The organism is Enterococcus hailinensis (assembly GCF_045862035.1).
Taxonomy (GTDB): domain Bacteria; phylum Bacillota; class Bacilli; order Lactobacillales; family Enterococcaceae; genus Enterococcus_A; species Enterococcus_A hailinensis.
Genome location: NZ_BAAFRV010000008.1, coordinates 65503 through 83570, shown reverse-complemented (window position 1 = coordinate 83570; position 18068 = coordinate 65503). Strand labels below are relative to the sequence as shown.

Sequence of the window (18068 nt, the reverse complement as noted above, 5' to 3'; positions counted from 1 at the left end):
TCTATTGTTTTCGGTAAATGTAAATTCTATAACAGCAAGGAGTTCGATTATGAAAAAAGCACGACTGATTTATAATCCAGTATCTGGAAAAGAAATCATGCGTAACAATTTAGCAGATATTCTAATTGCTATCGAAAAAGCAGGCTATGAAGCTAGTGCCTTTGCTACGACTCCAGTGCCTGATTCAGCAAAAACAGAAGCTACTCGAGCTGCAAAGGCAGGTTTTGATTTGATCGTTGCTGCAGGCGGAGATGGTACGATCAACGAAGTAGTCAATGGCATCGCCGGATTAGAACATCGCCCTAAAATGGCGATCATCCCAGCAGGAACGACTAATGATTACGCGCGAGCTTTAAAGATCCCTCGTAATAATGTAAAAGCTGCAGCCGAAGTTATTCAAAAACAACAAACTGTTAAAATGGATATCGGTAAAGCAGCAGATACATACTTTATCAATATTGCAGCTGGCGGATCATTAACTGAGTTGACGTATGACGTGCCTTCAGAACTAAAAAGTGTTTTCGGGTATTTAGCTTACTTGGTCAAAGGTGCAGAGATGCTGCCGCGGATCAAGCCTACTAAAATGCGATTGGTTTATGAGGGAGGAGAATACGAAGGTAACGCTTCGATGTTTTTCCTAGGATTAACGAATTCAATCGGGGGGTTTGAAACGATTGCCCCGGATGCAAAATTAGATGATGGGAAATTTTCTTTGATCATTGTCAAGACGGCAAACTTATTTGAAATCGTTCGTTTGATCACGCTGGTATTAAATGGCGGGAAACATGTCAATGATTCAAAAGTTTTGTATGTCAAAACAAGTTTCCTAAAGGCTAGTTTAGTAGATACGGATAAAAAAATGATGATCAATTTGGATGGAGAATATGGTGGCGATGCACCAATGCATTTTGAAAATCTTCATCAGCATATTGAATTTTATGCCAATACGGATGAGATCAAAGAATCAGCTATCATTGGCGAAAATGAAATCGAAGAACGCGAAGCAGGAATTGAACTTGTCAAAGAATTTGAAAAAATCAAAGACGAAGATTCTGAAGAGTAAAAATAAAACGTTTCTGCCCGAGGTAGAAACGTTTTTGTTTTGAAAGAGATTTATAAAAGTCTTAAATGTGAAAAGCTAGTATTATCTTGCTTTTTTAACTAGAATTCATTAGAATGTATAAATCAGCCTTGAAGGAGAATATAATGACCACAGTAGAAAAAAATAAAACCTATACCGTAACGATCGATGATTTGTCATATGAAGGAATGGGTGTCGCTCATATCGATGGTTTCCCGCTTTTTGTAGAAAATGCCCTTCCTAACGAAGAAGTTTCGATCAAAGCAGTCAAAGTCGGAAAAAAATTCGGTTATGGAAAAGTCGTAGAACGATTCAATGCAAATCCAGAACGCCAAGAAGTCAAAGATCTAGACTTGTTGAGAAGTGGGATCGCGCCGTTAAGTCATATGACATATGACTATCAATTACGTTTCAAACAAGAGCAAATTGAAAAAGTTTTGAAATCAATTGCTAAATTACCTGAATTATCAGTAGCAGAAACTTTAGGAATGGAGCATCCATTTGCATACCGAAATAAAGCGCAAATCCCTGTTCAAAAAGTAAACGACAAATTAACTACTGGGTTTTATCGTAAAAATTCACATGTATTGCTACCAATCGAAAATTATTTGATCCAAGATCCTAAGATTGATCAAGCAATTCTTGCAGTGCGTGATATTTTACAACGTTTCAATGTTAAGGCATATAATGAACGTGAAAATACTGGTTTTATCCGTCACATCGTCATTCGCCGTGGTCATTACAGTCATGAAATGATGGTCATCTTAGTCACTCGTGCAGAACGTTTCTTTAAAGGAATCGATATTGCTGAAGCGATCCATGCTGAATTGCCAGAAGTGGTTTCAGTGATTCAAAATATCAATCCTGAGAAGACAAATGTCATTATGGGTCGCGAAGAAAAAGTATTATACGGAAAAGCCACGATCGATGATACTTTACTAGGTAAGACGTACCGAATCTCTTCAAAATCGTTCTATCAAGTAAATACCCAACAAACTGAAGTATTGTATCAAACAGCAATTGACTTTGCTGATTTGAAAGCTGATGATGTGGTCGTGGATGCCTATTGTGGAATCGGAACGATCGGATTATCTTTAGCAGATAAAGTGGAACATGTTTATGGAATGGAAATCGTTCCCCAAGCAATCGAAGATGCGAAAGCAAATGCTGAAACAAATGGGATCAAAAACGCCAATTATGAAATTGGTAAAGCTGAAAAAATCATGTCTCGTTGGGCTCGTGAGGGTATCAAACCGACAGTCGTTTTTGTGGATCCACCACGTAAAGGTTTGGATGAAAAATTCATCGAAGCATCAGCCGCGGTTAATCCAGAAAAAATCATTTATATCTCATGCAATCCAGCAACATTAGCTCGCGATCTTAGAAGATATGAAGATTTAGGTTACCATGCGGTAAAAGTTCAGCCAGTCGATCTATTCCCGCAAACTCACCATGTAGAATCAGTGACTCTACTTGTAAAGGCGGTGTAAAAAATGAATCAAAAAGAAAAAATGTTAGAACTAATCAAAAAGAAACAAGGCGGCGGACGTTCAGAAAAAATGGAGACGCCTAAAAATGACCGTAAAAATATGCGTAAAGGTCCAAAAATTTATAATAAGTAATAAAGGAGCGATCTTCGATTGGGAAATATCTGGATGCAACGAATGATGAAATATTATCAAAAGTATGCGGAATTGATGCGCGGTCGCTACGGCCGATTTGACCAAATCAATAAAGCGTTGGTGATTTTTTGGGTAGTGATGCTGATTGTTGATCGTTGGATTCCTTTCTATATTGGTAATATTTTAGCTATCATAGCTTTTGGTTTGATCCTGTATCGTTTTTGTTCAAAACGAATCTATCCGCGGAGCAATGAAAATCAGAAATTTATTCGACTGATTGAACGAACAAAAGATTTTCTAAAGGGCAAAAAGGGAACGTATCGTTACTTCAAATGTCCAGAATGTAAACAAAAAATGCGTGCACCAAAAGGTAGAGGGAAAATAAAAGTTACTTGTAAAAATTGTCAGACGCAGTTTGTCAAAAAAGTCTAGTTTTTAAAACTAGGCTTTTTCTGCTATTCTTACTATGAGAAGGTGAAATGATGGAACTAATTATTGTTAGACATGGCGAAAGTGAAGCAAATTTTGAAAATTATTGGACTGGTTGGCTAGATGTCGATTTAACTGAAACAGGAATCGAACAAGCTCGTTTAGCTGGTAGAAAAATAAAGAATAGCGGATTAGCCATCGATATTGCTTTTGAATCTGTCTTGAAACGATCGATTAAAACGGCTGAAACTATTTTATATGAAGCAGATGCAGCTTTTGTTCCTGAATACAAGACGTGGCGTTTGAATGAGCGACATTATGGAGCTCTAGTCGGAAAAAATAAAGACCAAATGGCAAAAGAATTTGGCGCTGCTCAAGTAAAAAAATGGCGCCGCGATTTTGATGAAGTTCCGCCATTAACAGTGGACAATCATTTTGATCGTCGGTACGATCAATTAGATCCGCGATTGATTTCAAAAGGGGAGAGCTTACATATGACCTCACAAAGAGTAATTCCCTTATGGCAAGATCAAATTGCGCCAAATCTGTTGGATCATAAAACGGTTTTAGTATGCGGGCACGGAAATAGTTTACGAGCATTGGTTCAATTTTTAGAAACGATTCCGACTGATCAAGTCGATCAAATCGACATTCCCAATGCGGCGCCAGTGATCTATACGTTCAACGAACAGTTAGAAATTATCAAAAAAGAAATTTTATAAAATTATTATGTTAACTTAGAAGGGTAGACAATGAATTTTATTTGGGATTTTGATGGCACATTGTATGATACATATCCGATCATGATGCAGTCATTGATGAAAACATTCAAAGATTTTAAGATCGAAAGAGATGAAAAAATGGTGTATCGCAAGATCAAAGAAGAATCGATCCGCCAAATGATCATCGATTGGCAATTACCAGTGCCGGATTTTGATCGTGAATACCATGATTATGAAGCGAAACAAAATAAAGACTCTTTTCCATTTGCTGAAACGAGAAAAATGTTGGAAGAATTACAAGCGATGGGTGGTCGACATTTTATTTTGACACATCGGACAGTCGAATCAACTTGGAATTTATTGAAAAGAGATGGATTAGAAGATTTGATCGTTGATATTATTGGAAGTGATTCGAATTTTCCGAGAAAACCTGATCCAACGGCATTAAATTATTTGATTGAAACCTATCAAATGGACCGAAATCAAACCGTGATGATCGGAGATCGCGAACTGGATATTGAAGCGGGAAATAATGCACATGTGGCTACGTGTTTCTTTGATTTAGACCACTTTGATCAAGCCATCAACGCGACATATTTCATCAATAATTTAAAAGAAATGGTACAAATTTTTTCATCAGAAAGCTATAATTAGTTTAAGGAGGTGCGAAATGGAATTACAACGTGATCAAGAAGTCGTGGAATCATTTAATTATGGATTGCCACCAAAAGATCAAGAAGTAAAACAAAAGTTGCAGATTAATTTCAGTCCATTAGATGCTGTAGATCCAGGGTATCCAGCTGAAAATAGTATTATGGGTGTAAGGATTGAATTCGTTCTTCCGTTTGAAAATTTTATTGTCGGCGGCGTGTTTTCTCAAGTCGTTCATGTGATCAACCGTCAAGTAAGACGGCAAAACGATTTGACAGAAGCTGAAGCCAATGAAATGATTGCGCCATTATTACGTTTGATCGAACGGATGGTTTATGAAGTAACCGAGATTGCTTTGGATCAACCAGGTATTAAAATTAATTTTTCATCAAATACGATTTAAATAATAACTAGTTTAATTGCTGCTTATGTGATTTAGGCACAATTCAAACTGGTTTTTTTATTGTTTAACAGAAAATTTTTATGAAAGTAAACAAAAATTAAGACAAATTAAATAATCTACGTTATACTTTTTGAGTCACTAAAATTGAGAAATCGCGCAACTGGATTTTAGGGTGGTTCACTGAAGAGTGTTCACCGGGAACCTTTACTTCCTTTGACAGACTTGTCATTATTAAGAATTATTTTTAGGAGGAATACTATGACAACTCTGTTCACTGTATTGGTGATTTTAGTATTCGTTGCATTGCTAGTTGCTTTTTATCAAATGCAAAAGAAACATGTAAAATTTTCTACTCGTGTTTTTGCGGGGTTAGGTGCCGGAATTATTTTTGGCGGGATTTTACAATTGCTTTTAGGGAACGATAACAAAGTAATTACTCAAGCGATGGAATGGATCGGGATCGTCGGTAATGGTTATATTTCATTATTACAAATGTTGGTTATGCCTTTAGTCTTTATTTCTATTGTTGGGGCATTCACTAAGATGAAAACAAGTAATAAACTTGGGAAAATCAGTGCCAATGTCTTAGGTACATTATTAGCTACTACAGCAATCGCTGCTTTGATTGGGATTGCAATGGTAATGATTTTCAATCTTGATGGTGCAACCTTCACTAAAGGAGCTGCAGAAACTGCTCGGATTAAAGAATTAGCGGATCGCCAAGAAATGGTCCAAAATTTCTCGATTCCGCAACAAATTTTGTCGTTCATCCCAACGAACGTATTCGCTGACTTTGCAGGAACGCGCTCGACAAGTACGATCGGAGTGGTGATTTTTGCTGCGTTTGTCGGAATTGCCTTTCTTGGTGTACGACGTAAAGCGCCGAAGGAAGCGGCGTTTTTTGCGGATTTGATCGAAAGTCTTTATAAAATCATTATGCGTATCGTCACATTAGTTTTACGTTTGACGCCTTATGGTGTGTTGGCATTGATGACGAATGTCTTAGCAACGAGTGATTTTGAAGCAATTGTCAATTTAGGTAAATTTATTTTAGCTTCTTATAGTGCATTGATCGTAGTACTGATCGTTCACGCATTGATTTTGGCTGGCGTTAAAGTCAATCCAGTCACATTTTTCAAAAAAGCTTTCCCAGCATTGAGTTTTGCGTTTACTTCACGTTCGAGTGCAGGGACATTGCCGATGAATATCGAAACACAAACGAAAGCGTTAGGTGTTGATGAAGCGACAGCGAACTTTGCTGGAAGTTTTGGGATTTCAATTGGTCAAAATGGTTGTGCCGGTGTTTATCCAGCGATGTTGGCAACGATTGTTGCACCAACAGTTGGTGTAAATGTCTTTGATTTGAAATTTATTGTGATGCTGGTTGCCATCGTTACGATCAGTTCATTTGGTGTTGCGGGTGTCGGCGGCGGCGCAACGTTTGCTTCATTGATCGTACTGGGTGCTATGAACTTGCCAGTCGCTATTGTTGGGTTGGTTATCTCAGTTGAACCATTGATCGATATGGCACGTACGGCTGTCAATGTAAGTGGTAGTATGGTTGCGGGCGTAGTTACTAGCGAACGCATTCATGAATTAGATCGTGATATTTTGCAAGATGAAAATGCATCGATCGAAGCAAATTCATAATTTTTAACAGACTTGGCTAGCGCGACCAAGTCTTTTTTTATATACTGTGAGAAGAATCGAAGCCAATTGTTAGTTAATAGAAAATAAATTAGTGATGATAGCGTTTGGATTAGATTATCAGAGTGAATATTTAGGAGTGAGATCAAATGTTTAATGAACAAGTAAAAGTGATTTTATATGCAGATGATGTAAAAAAAGCGAGTGAATTTTGGCAAAGCTTAGGGTTTGTTGAAATCAGTTTTGAAGAGCTTGATGGATCACAAGTTGCGGAAGTAGCGATGAGTCAAAATAGTACGACTCATTTGGTGATTTATGATCGGGCCTTCGTAGAAAAAAATGATGATGAAGTAACTGAGCCTGCTCCCGCCTTGATTTTCGGTAGTGATGACGTATTTGCTTTATACAAAAAATTACAAACAGTCGAAGTCCAATTAGGGGATTTGGCTCAAATCGGCGAAGAGTATGTATTTAATTTTGTGGATTTAGATGGCAACTATTTTGTTGTATCTGGCAATTAATTAGCACCTTCGAACGAAAGGAGCGGATAAGTATGGAACAAGTTTTTGCAATCGGAGATATTCATGGTGAGTATGATCTGTTTCAAACAATGTTAAAGAACTTTCAACCTGAAATGCAACAATTGATTTTGATCGGTGATTTAAATGATCGAGGACCTAAGAGTAAGGACTGCTGGTTATTAGCAATGGAATTGGTAAAAAAATACCAAGCAATCTATTTACGAGGTAACCATGAACAATACTTTTTAGAATTTATGGCAGCTCCAGAAGATTGGTTTCCAAGCTATCTTCACAACGGCGGGAAAGAAACGATCGAGAGTTTGTTGCATAAAGGAGCAACAGAGGAATATTCACCAACCGAAATCGCAATGTTGATCCGTAGTCGCTACAAAGAAATGCTTCAGTTTCTCGAAGGGTTGCCTTTTTATTGCGAATGGGGAAAACACTTATTCGTTCACGCTGGTGTTGATTTAACCAAAGCATGGATGGAAACTGCTGAATCTGACTTCTTATGGATCCGCGAACCTTTCCACCAAGGAAAAAATAATACAGGAAAAATAGTTGTCTTCGGGCATACGATCACACCAGTGCTTTATGGGGATATGCAAACAACCGCTTTATGGCAATCAGATGGAAAAATCGGGATTGATGGTGGAGCGGTGTTTGGCGGAAGTCTTCATAGTGTAGTTTTTAATCAGACAGGAATCGTCGAGGATTATGAACTTTCAAATGCCGATCATCCTTGGCAGCCTGATTTTTAAGCTAAAGTGAGATTCGCTGGGATCTCACTTTTTTTACAAATGATCTTTTTAAAATAAAAGGAGGTAAGAATGTCTCAGACAGTAAAAGGGCATCTGGCAGCGAGTCTAACCGTATTGATTTGGGCCTTGACCTTTATTTCAACCAAAATCTTATTAACAAATTTTCTACCGATCGAAATTTTATTTATTCGCTTTTTGATGGGCTTTTTTGTTTTAGCACTTGTTTCCAGAAAACGTATCCGTTTCAATGGGTGGCAAGAAGAAAAATACTTTCTTTTTGCGGGTTTATTTGGTGTATTCCTATATTACTATTTAGAGAATGTGGCGTTAACCTACACACTAGCAATGAACGTCGGAATCATTGGCTCTGTCAGTCCATTCGTTACGGCTTTGATTAGTCGTTTCGTATTAAAAGAAGGAACAATTCCAAGAGTCTTTGTTTTAGGCTTTATTTGCTCGATGGCCGGTGTTGCATTAATTAGTTTTTCAGGAACTTTGAACGTCAATCCAATCGGTGATGGGTTAGCCTTATTAGCGACTGTCTGTTGGGCCGCTTATTCACTGATTTTAAATAAAATCGGTCACTTTGGTTACAATCCATTTTTTGCAACCCAAAAGATTTTTTTATACGGATTATTGTTTATGGTTCCAGTAGTGTTCTTTTCGGTTGATTCGCTGAATCTCTCGAGGCTTTGGGTTCCAGAAAATCTTTTGAACTTGATTTTTTTAGGTGTCGGAGCCTCAGCTATTTGCTTTGTGACTTGGGGTTTTTCAGTCAAGACTTTAGGAGCGGTTCGCGCAGCTGTTTATATTTATACAATCCCTATGCTCACGACACTTGCATCTGTCTTGATTTTAAAAGAACCTTTGCACGTAAAGAGTCTTTTAGGAATTTTACTGACTTTGACCGGTTTATTTTTATCTGAATTGCCTAATTTTTTGCATCAAAGGAAATTTTTGCGTTGAAGCAAAAACCTTTACTTGATTGAAAGTAAAGGTTTTTTACTTTTCTAAGAGAAGCAATCTATTAGAAAATATGATAAAATAGGTAAGATTTTGGATGAAATGAGGAAATGAAATGGCAGAAAGCTTAAATCAAGAAATCATTCAACTGCTGAACAAAGAATTGTCAGCTTATCGACCACAGCAAATCAATGTGGCATTGAAATTATTATCTGAAGGTAATACTGTTCCATTTATCGCACGTTATCGTAAAGAAATGACAGGCAGTTTGGATGAAGTTCAACTTCGTGAAATCGAAGAACGTTATAACTATTTAGAGAACTTAGAAAAACGTAAACAAGAAGTGTTACGTTTAATTGATGAACAAGGAAAATTAACTGAAGAATTGGCGAAAAAGATTCAAGGAGCGGTTAAAGTTCAAAAAGTAGAGGATCTATATCGTCCATATAAACAAAAACGACGGACGAAAGCAACGATTGCCAAAGAGAACGGCTTAGAACCTCTAGCTGAGTATTTATTGAGCTTTCCTCAATCAGGTGACGTTTTTGCTAAGGCTGCTGAGTTTATCAGTGAAGAAGTAACAACAGCGGAAGCTGCTTTACAAGGCGCCCATGAGATCATTGCTGAACAAATTAGTGATAATCCTGATTATCGAACATGGATCCGCAACTACACGAAGAAAAATGGGGTTTATCAAAGCAAAGTCAAAGATGCAGCAAAAGATGAAAAAGAAGTCTATGAAATGTATTACGATTTTGCAGAACCAATCAATAAAATGGTTTCTCATCGTGTATTAGCCTCTAATCGCGGAGAAAAAGAAGAAATCTTAAAAGTTTCGATTGTTATCGAAGAAGACAGAATCGCTGATTATTTAGAGCGTCAATTAGTTACCAATAATCGTTCGATTACGGTTGAATTTATTCGCGAGGCCTATAAAGATAGCTATAAACGCTTTATTGGTCCAGCAATCGAACGTGAGATCCGAAATGAATTGACTGAAAATGCAGATGAACAAGCAATCGATATTTTTGGCGAAAATCTTCGTAATTTATTATTGCAATCACCGTTGAAGGGCAAAGTCGTTTTGGGATTTGACCCAGCCTATCGGACAGGTTGTAAATTAGCAGTGGTTGATGAGACTGGAAAAGTCTTAGCAATCGAAGTGATCTATCCGCATAAACCAGCAGCTCAAGCCAAACGCCAAGCAGCTGGTCCCGCGTTACAAGCATTGATCAAGAAACATGGAGTCCAAATGATTGCCATCGGGAATGGTACAGCCAGCCGTGAATCAGAATTATTTGTGGCTGAACAGCTGAAACAAGTTGAACAAGAAGTCTTTTACGTAATTGTCAATGAAGCGGGAGCTTCGGTTTATTCAGCCAGTGATATTGCGCGAACAGAATTTCCTGATTTACATGTCGAGGAACGCAGTGCTGTAAGTATCGCTCGGCGTCTGCAAGACCCATTAGCTGAATTGGTTAAGATCGATCCTAAAGCAGTTGGTGTCGGTCAATATCAACACGATGTCTCACAAAAACATTTATCAGAACGTTTAGATTTCGTTGTTGAAACAGCGGTCAACCAAGTCGGTGTCAATGTGAATACTGCAAGTCCGCAGTTACTACAATATGTTTCAGGCTTAAATAAAACTACTGCTCAAAATATCGTGAACTATCGGGAAGAAAATGGTGCGTTCACTTCGCGGCCACAATTGAAAAAAGTTCCCCGCTTAGGACCAAAAGCTTACGAACAAGCCATTGGTTTCTTACGAATTCCTGATGCAAAAAATATTTTAGATAATACAGCGATCCATCCGGAAAGTTATACTAGTGTGAAAGAAATTTTAGCGTTGGCTAATGTAGATTTAAAAGCGCTAGGTTCTGATGAAGCGACTGCGAAAATCAATGAACTGCAAGTCAGTGACTTGCAAGCGCAATTTGAAATCGGGAAAGAAACGATTAAAGATATGTTGCAAGCATTGGTACAGCCAGGGCGAGACATGCGGGATGAAATGCCAGCACCATTACTTCGTCAAGATGTTTTATCGATGGAAGATTTAAAATCGGGGATGGAATTGCAAGGCACCGTTCGTAATGTGATCGATTTTGGGGCTTTCGTAGATATTGGTGTGAAACAAGATGGTTTAGTCCATATCTCTAAGTTAAGTAAAAATTATGTCAAACATCCAACCGATGTCGTTTCTGTCGGTGATGTTGTGACTGTTTGGGTCGAGGCTGTCGATGTGAAAAAAGGACGTATCAGCTTAACGATGATCCAAAGTGAGAAAAATGACTAATCAAGAATTACAGGCTTTGGTTGAAAAGATTTCGCGAGAATCTTTTCACCAGCCATTTTGTCATCAAGCAAGTTTTAATTCGCGATTAAAAACGACGGGCGGTCGTTATCATCTGACCAGCCATGATTTAGATTTTAATCAATTGGTCTATGAAAAATACGGCGAGCCAGAATTGATCAGGGTGATCAAACATGAGTTGTGTCATTACCATTTGCATATCACAGGTCGCGGCTATCAACATAAAGATAGGGAATTTAAACAGTTGCTCAAGTTAGTAGGCGGTTCTCGTTTTACACCGCCGCTTAGTACGTCACTTTATCAAGTGTATCGTTGCCAAACGTGTCAGCAAGAAATCAAACGTCGACGTAAAATCAATACCGCCCGCTATGTTTGCGGAAGTTGTCAAGGAAGACTGAAATTTTTGAAGACAATTGAAATGTAGAAGAATCCAGTCTTAGTTGGAGGATAAAAGATTGCTATTTTTGTCTTTTTATATGATAATGTGAACCGCAATCAATTTTGTACATATAAGGAAGAGGATTAGATGAATAAAAAAGATATGCTTTATCATTTTGTCGGAATCAAAGGATCAGGGATGAGTTCTCTAGCATTGGTCTTACATGAAAAAGGATTCAATGTACAAGGTTCTGACGTTGAAAATTATTTCTTCACTCAACGCGATTTAGAAAAAGCCGGCATTACTATTTTGCCATTTAGTAAAGACAATATTAAAGAAGGTATGACGATCATTCAAGGAAATGCGTTTCCAGATACACATGAAGAAATCGCTCGTGCCAAAGAATTAGGCCTAGAAATCATTCGTTATCATGATTTTATCGGCAAATTTATTCAACCATATACAAGCATCGCTGTAACTGGTTCTCATGGAAAAACAAGTACGACTGGTTTATTAGCGCATGTTTTAAATGGCTTAGCTCCAACAAGTTATTTGATCGGTGATGGTACAGGTCATGGTGTTCCAGATGCCAAATTCTTTGCTTTTGAAGCCTGTGAATACCAACGTCACTTCTTAGCTTATTCACCTGATTATTCAATCATGACGAATATCGATTTTGATCATCCTGATTATTTCAAGAGTATCGACGATGTTTTCGATGCTTTCCAAACGTTGGCATCTCAAGTCAAAAAAGGTATTTTTGCCTATGGTGACGATGAATACTTGCGTAAATTAAAAGCAGATGTTCCAATCTACTACTATGGTTTGTCTGCAAATGATGATATTCAAGCCCGCAACATCGTTCGTACAACCAATGGCTCTGCTTTTGATGTTTATCATAATGAAAAATTCATTGGTCGTTTTGCAGTTCCGTCATTTGGCAAACACAATATCTTAAATGCTTTGTCAGTGATCGCAGTAGCGTACTTTGAAGAGTTAGATATGGATCAAGTCCGTGAAGAAATGTTGACTTTCTCTGGTGTCAAACGTCGTTTTAGTGAAAAAACGGTCGCTGATATGACAATCGTGGATGACTATGCGCACCATCCAGCAGAAATCAAAGCGACGATTGATGCCGCTCGTCAAAAATATCCTGAAAAAGAATTGATCGCTGTCTTCCAACCACATACGTTCACTCGTACGATCGCCTTGATGGATGATTTTGCTGAAGCGTTGGATCGTGCAGATAAAGTTTATCTTTGTGATATTTTCTCATCTGCTCGCGAAACAGCTGGCGATGTAAAAATTGAAGATTTAGGCGCGAAGATCCAAAAAGGCGGCCAAGTCATCAAAGAAGAAAACATGTCTCCATTATTGGATCATGAAAATGCTGTTGTTATCTTTATGGGTGCCGGCGATGTTCAAAAATTTGAACGTGCGTATGAAGATTTATTAAGCAATACGACTCGTAACGTATTATAATTGCAGATGATACTTTTAAAAGACTCGATGAAATCATCGAGTCTTTTTTAATGAAAAATGAAGATTACTTTAGAAAAATTAAAACTTCAAAAGACCCGCGCTTGTGTTTTTAACACTTTCTGCTAAAATAATCAGTAGTATAACTAATATACGGAGGGAATAAATTTGTATAACATGAAGTCTCGGAAAATTGGAAAAACGATTGATGAAATCGAGGAAGGTGACTCGTTATCGTTAACAGAATCCATTGAAGACAATCAGATTCTTTTGTATTTAGGATTAACGAATGATGCCAATCCTTTATATATCCAACACGATTACGCTAAAAACACCGAATATGAACAACCACTTGTGCCATCAGTGATGTTGATGGGGATCATTACGAGTGCGATTTCAAAACATTTACCAGGACCGGGTTCCCACGTTGTGAATTTTTCGATCAATTTTATTGATCCTGTTTTTCATTATGAAACATTGACCTTTAAGTTCGAAGTGATCAAAGTGGATAAAATGAAAGATGTTGTTACCATTTCTGTTGAAGCTATCGAATCCACAGATAATGAAGAGAAACGTATCTTAGATGCGGTTGTTATGGTGAAGCCACCGCAGCCACATCAGCCACATCCAATAGGAGATGATATAAATGAATAATCAAGAAACACAAGTATATGGTTTGAACCGTTTTTACGGAAAAATTTATGCCTTTTTAGCTTTAGGAATTGGTATCAGTGCTGTGATCTCATATATGGCTTTAGGACCATGGATTTATCAAGTATCAAATTTTATCAATCATTTTCCTTTAGGCTTTTGGGGATTATGGATCGCTGAAATGGCTTTGGTTATTTTCTTAGGTGTAAAAGCTCAAAAAAATCCAACACTGGCTATCGGCGGATTTGTTGTTTATTCAGCGCTTAATGGTTTGACGTTAGCAGTAACGTTAGCCATGTATGATCTAGGGACAGTTACGCAAGCCTTTGTAACAGCTGCCGCAACTTTCTTAGTAATGTCATTGATTGGTTCGTTTACCAAACGAGATCTATCAGGAATCGGTCGTGCGGGTCTAAGTTGTTTATTTGGGATCATCATTGCCACGCTGTTAAATATTTTTGTTTTACAAAGCAGTGCGGTGGATTTCTTTATTTCGATTTTGATGGTAGTCATCATGTCTGGGATCACTGCCTATGACAATCAAATGGTCAGAAAAATCTATATCAGTTCAAATGGTCAAGCTGGAAATGGTACCGCGGTATTTATGGCCTTGAGTCTTTACTTAGATTTCATCAATTTGTTCATTTCATTCTTAAGAATTTTTGGTAATACTAAATAGAGGCGATCGATCGCCTCTATTTTTTTGCCTTATTTTTCAAGAATAACTGAATAAAGCAGTTTCAATCTTTTCTTTTCAAGTGATACTTTGTTAAAATAAAACGTGGAGATTTAGACAAACGAAAAGTTAAAATAGATGCCTTAAATTAGGAATGAGACTAGGAGTCGAAATTATGAATGAAAATAAATTATTACTGGTTGACGGAAATAGCGTGGCCTTCCGTGCTTTTTTTGCGTTACACAATTCTTTGGAGCGGTTCAAAAATCAAAATGGCTTACATACAAATGCCATTTATGCGTTTAATAATATGTTCGAAAATGTCATGGACCGTGAGCAGCCCTCGCACGTTTTAGTTGCTTTTGATGCAGGCAAAACAACTTTTCGAACAGAAATGTATTCAGATTATAAAGGTGGCCGTTCAAAAACACCGGGAGAATTCCGAGAACAAATGCCCTATTTACGAGAGTTATTAGTAGGTTTAGGCGTTAAACATTACGAGCTGGAAAATTATGAAGCTGATGATATTATTGGAACATTGGCTCATCGTGCAGAAGCTCAAGGTTTTGATGTGGTCGTTTTATCAGGAGATCGAGATTTAACTCAGTTAGCCACTGATAAAGTGAAAGTCGATATCACAGTCAAAGGTGTTAGTGAAATCGAATCTTATACACCAGCACATGTGGCTGAAAAGTATGATGGATTAACACCAAACCAGATCATTGACATGAAAGGTTTAGCAGGGGATACTTCGGATAATTATCCTGGTGTGACAAAAGTCGGCGAAAAAACAGCAATTAAATTATTGAAACAATTTGGCAGTGTCGAAGGTGTTTACGAAAACATCGATGAACTAAAGAAAAGTAAAATGAAAGAAAACTTGATCAACGATAAAGAACAGGCATTTCTTTCCAAGGAATTGGCGACAATCGCAGTAGATGCCCCAGTCGAGATCTCAATCGATGAATTAGCTTACCATGGAAAAGATTTAGATAAATTGATTCCTTTCTATAAGGAAATGGATTTCAAAGGTTTTCTTAGCAAACTGAACGTGGAAGAAGAAGTCGAACTAGAAGATATCGTCTTTGAGGTAGTCAATGAGTTTGATACATCAATGTTTGAACCAGATGCAGCTCTATATGTAGAGATGTTAGAAGATAATTACCATCTTTCAGATATCGTAGCTGTCGCTTGGGGAACTAAAGAAAAAATTTATGTGACGGATGAATTGGCTTTATTTGAAAATGCAGCCTTTAAAAAATGGTTGGAGCAGTCTAATGGTAAAAAAGTTTATGATGCCAAACGGACATATGTGGCGCTGAATCGTTACATTGGTAAAACAGAAGGGATTAATTTTGATGTTTTACTAGCAGCCTATCTATTAGATACAAATGACAATAGCAATGATATTGCAGGAGTCTCTCAATACTATGGTTATACAGAAATCCAAACAGATGAACAAGTATACGGTAAAGGAGCTAAAAAAGGCTTACCCGAAGATCCAGAACTTTTTTATGGTCATTTAGCCCGTAAAATCAAAGCAATCCAGTTTCTGAGTGAAAAGTTGGAAAAAGAATTAGAAGAGAAACAACAAGACAAATTATTTTATCAAATGGAATTGCCGCTTTCACGGATTTTAGCTGAAATGGAGATTGCTGGGATTACAGTCGACGCTCAACGTTTACAAGGAATGCGGGGAGAATTTTCAAAACGTCTTCAAGAGATCGAACAACGAATCTATCAAGAAGCTGGAGAAGAATTCAATATCAATTCACCGAAACAATTAGGTGTGATCTTATTTGAAAAAATGAATCTTCCAGTAATAAAAAAAACAAAAACAGGTTATTCGACAGCAGTGGATGTCTTAGAGCAATTAAAAGAACAAGCACCAATTGTTGAGCATATTTTAGATTATCGTCAATTAGCAAAAATTCAATCTACTTATGTTGAAGGCTTGTTGAAAGTGATCCAAGGAGACAACAAGATCCATACGCGCTATATCCAAACTCTAACTCAAACCGGCCGTTTGAGTTCAGTAGATCCTAACTTGCAAAATATTCCGATTCGTTTAGAAGAAGGACGCAAGATCCGTCAAGCCTTTGTACCGAGAGAAAAAAATTGGTTGATTTATTCATCGGATTATTCACAAATTGAATTGAGAGTATTGGCGCATATTTCAGGCGATGAACATTTGAAGCAAGCTTTCCGTGATGGAATGGATATCCATACAAGTACGGCGATGCGGGTCTTCAACGTTTCTGAAGCTGAGGTGACACCTAATATGCGGCGCAATGCTAAAGCGGTAAATTTCGGGATCGTTTATGGGATCTCTGATTATGGCTTGTCGCAAAATTTAGGAATCACACGTAAAGCGGCACAAGAATACATTGATACGTATTTTGAAAACTATCCGGATGTAAAACGTTATATGGAAGAAAGTGTCAGAGAAGCCAAAGATAAAGGCTATGCAGCCACACTGTATAATCGTCGTCGTTATTTACCCGATATCAATTCACGAAACTTCAATGTAAGGTCATTTGCTGAACGGACGGCTATTAACACACCAATCCAAGGCAGTGCGGCCGATATATTGAAATTGGCGATGATCGAAATGGCCAAACGACTAAAAGAATCTGATTTACAAGCAACGATGTTGTTACAAGTTCACGATGAGCTAGTATTTGAAGTTCCTGAAAGTGAATTAGAAGCATTGGATCAATTAGTAAAAGATGTCATGGAGAATACGGTACAATTAGATGTGCCATTGTTAACCGATAGTAATTGGGGCGAAACGTGGTACGAAGCGAAATAGAAAAAAGCTGGAAGAGATTCCAGCTTCTTTTATACCGTTTCAAAGCAACTAGTTTAAATAAATTTCCAGTCGGTATTACGAATGACTATTTTTAGATAGAATGGGACGTGTAGAGAATGCCAGAATTACCTGAAGTGGAAACAGTAAGAAGAGGATTGGTTTCATTAGTAACAGGCAAAACAATCGCGAAAGTCGATGTTTATTGGCCGCGGATGATTGAATTTCCCGAAGTAGAAACTTTCAATCGTCAATTAGTTGGCGAAACGATCGAAACAGTAACGCGCAGAGGAAAATATTTGATTTTTGAATTTACTCACTATGAGATGGTCTCTCATTTGAGAATGGAAGGGAAATATGAATTTTTCAAAGAGGCAACGCCGCTAGACAAACACAGCCATGTTCGTTTTATTTTTACAGATGGGACAGAATTGATCTATCATGATGTTCGAAAATTCGGTAGAATGGCGTTATTACAAAAAGGAACTGCAAAAGAGTATAAAGGATTGTCACAGCTAGGACCTGAGCCGACTGAGGAAGACTTTGAGTTAAATCAATTCGCAAAAAACTTAGGGAAAGCGAAGACAATGATCAAACCGCTATTACTAAATCAAAAAATCGTTGCTGGGCTAGGCAATATTTATGTCGATGAAGTATTATGGCTAGCTAAAATCCACCCAGAACGTCCAGCAAATACATTGAAACCCAAGGAAGTTGCTGAATTACGCGAAGCGATTATTGAAGTCATCGCAAAAGCTAAAGAAGCTGGCGGGACAACGATTCGTACGTATTTAAACGCTTTGGGCGAAGCAGGTCATTTCCAACAGGAATTACATGTTTATGGACAAACAGGTACGCCTTGCCCCCGCTGTGGGACACCGATCATTAAAATCAAAGTAGCTCAACGCGGTACCCATCTTTGTCCGCATTGTCAAAAATTAAACGAGTCGAAAGGATAGA

18 protein-coding genes are annotated in these 18068 nt (G+C 37.7%); all 18 read left to right on the top strand.

The genetic code is table 11. The features are described 5' to 3' along the window. Positions 1-49: 49 nt before the first annotated feature. The 18 genes from ACKTSC_RS07910 (at position 50) to mutM (ending at position 18067) form a co-directional block, all read left to right on the top strand. Entirely contained in the window at positions 50-1063 is a 1014-nt protein-coding gene (locus ACKTSC_RS07910; protein WP_332580083.1) for a diacylglycerol kinase, read from the top strand. A gap of 143 nt (positions 1064-1206) precedes the next feature. Continuing rightward, positions 1207-2571, top strand: a complete 1365-nt coding sequence (gene rlmD / locus ACKTSC_RS07905) for a 23S rRNA (uracil(1939)-C(5))-methyltransferase RlmD (protein ID WP_407856191.1) — start codon at positions 1207-1209, stop codon at positions 2569-2571. Between the two features lie 3 nt (positions 2572-2574). Further along, complete coding sequence (locus tag ACKTSC_RS07900) at positions 2575-2703, top strand: hypothetical protein (RefSeq protein WP_010739029.1); 129 nt, start codon at positions 2575-2577, stop codon at positions 2701-2703. An 18-nt stretch (positions 2704-2721) separates the two neighbouring features. Further along, positions 2722-3135, top strand: coding sequence for a competence protein CoiA family protein (locus tag ACKTSC_RS07895; protein WP_332580085.1), 414 nt, complete (start codon positions 2722-2724; stop codon positions 3133-3135). 50 nt (positions 3136-3185) lie between these two features. Then, a complete protein-coding gene (locus tag ACKTSC_RS07890) occupies positions 3186-3854 on the top strand; it encodes a 2,3-bisphosphoglycerate-dependent phosphoglycerate mutase (protein ID WP_407857304.1) in 669 nt (222 codons plus the stop codon). Positions 3855-3884: 30 nt separating this feature from the next. Further along, a complete protein-coding gene (locus ACKTSC_RS07885) occupies positions 3885-4508 on the top strand; it encodes an HAD-IA family hydrolase (protein WP_407857299.1) in 624 nt (207 codons plus the stop codon). A 16-nt stretch (positions 4509-4524) separates the two neighbouring features. Continuing rightward, positions 4525-4908, top strand: coding sequence for a DUF1149 family protein (locus ACKTSC_RS07880; RefSeq protein ID WP_407857298.1), 384 nt, complete (start codon positions 4525-4527; stop codon positions 4906-4908). A 258-nt stretch (positions 4909-5166) separates the two neighbouring features. Beyond that, positions 5167-6558 carry an L-cystine transporter gene (locus ACKTSC_RS07875; protein ID WP_407857297.1) on the top strand — a complete coding sequence of 464 codons (1392 nt, stop codon included), beginning with the start codon at positions 5167-5169 and terminating at the stop codon, positions 6556-6558. A gap of 146 nt (positions 6559-6704) precedes the next feature. Then, a complete protein-coding gene (locus ACKTSC_RS07870; protein WP_332580090.1) occupies positions 6705-7076 on the top strand; it encodes a VOC family protein in 372 nt (123 codons plus the stop codon). Between the two features lie 32 nt (positions 7077-7108). Further along, a complete protein-coding gene (locus ACKTSC_RS07865; protein WP_407857296.1) occupies positions 7109-7837 on the top strand; it encodes a metallophosphoesterase family protein in 729 nt (242 codons plus the stop codon). Positions 7838-7906: 69 nt separating this feature from the next. Then, positions 7907-8803, top strand: coding sequence for a DMT family transporter (locus tag ACKTSC_RS07860; RefSeq protein ID WP_407857295.1), 897 nt, complete (start codon positions 7907-7909; stop codon positions 8801-8803). Between the two features lie 112 nt (positions 8804-8915). Beyond that, positions 8916-11096, top strand: a complete 2181-nt coding sequence (locus ACKTSC_RS07855) for a Tex family protein (RefSeq protein ID WP_407857294.1) — start codon at positions 8916-8918, stop codon at positions 11094-11096. Next, positions 11089-11538, top strand: coding sequence for a SprT family protein (locus tag ACKTSC_RS07850; protein ID WP_407857303.1), 450 nt, complete (start codon positions 11089-11091; stop codon positions 11536-11538). Before ACKTSC_RS07855 ends, ACKTSC_RS07850 begins: the two co-directional genes overlap by 8 nt. 102 nt (positions 11539-11640) lie before the next feature. Then, positions 11641-12975: a UDP-N-acetylmuramate--L-alanine ligase gene (gene murC, locus ACKTSC_RS07845; protein WP_407856184.1), complete on the top strand. Its 1335-nt coding sequence runs from the start codon at positions 11641-11643 to the stop codon at positions 12973-12975. A gap of 174 nt (positions 12976-13149) precedes the next feature. Further along, positions 13150-13626 carry a MaoC family dehydratase gene (locus ACKTSC_RS07840; RefSeq protein WP_407857302.1) on the top strand — a complete coding sequence of 159 codons (477 nt, stop codon included), beginning with the start codon at positions 13150-13152 and terminating at the stop codon, positions 13624-13626. Then, a complete protein-coding gene (locus ACKTSC_RS07835) occupies positions 13619-14302 on the top strand; it encodes a Bax inhibitor-1/YccA family protein (protein WP_407857293.1) in 684 nt (227 codons plus the stop codon). Before ACKTSC_RS07840 ends, ACKTSC_RS07835 begins: the two co-directional genes overlap by 8 nt. 172 nt (positions 14303-14474) lie before the next feature. After that, positions 14475-17111, top strand: coding sequence for a DNA polymerase I (polA, locus tag ACKTSC_RS07830; protein WP_407857292.1), 2637 nt, complete (start codon positions 14475-14477; stop codon positions 17109-17111). Positions 17112-17227: 116 nt separating this feature from the next. Then, positions 17228-18067, top strand: coding sequence for a DNA-formamidopyrimidine glycosylase (gene mutM, locus ACKTSC_RS07825; RefSeq protein WP_407856181.1), 840 nt, complete (start codon positions 17228-17230; stop codon positions 18065-18067). Position 18068: the final 1 nt, after the last annotated feature.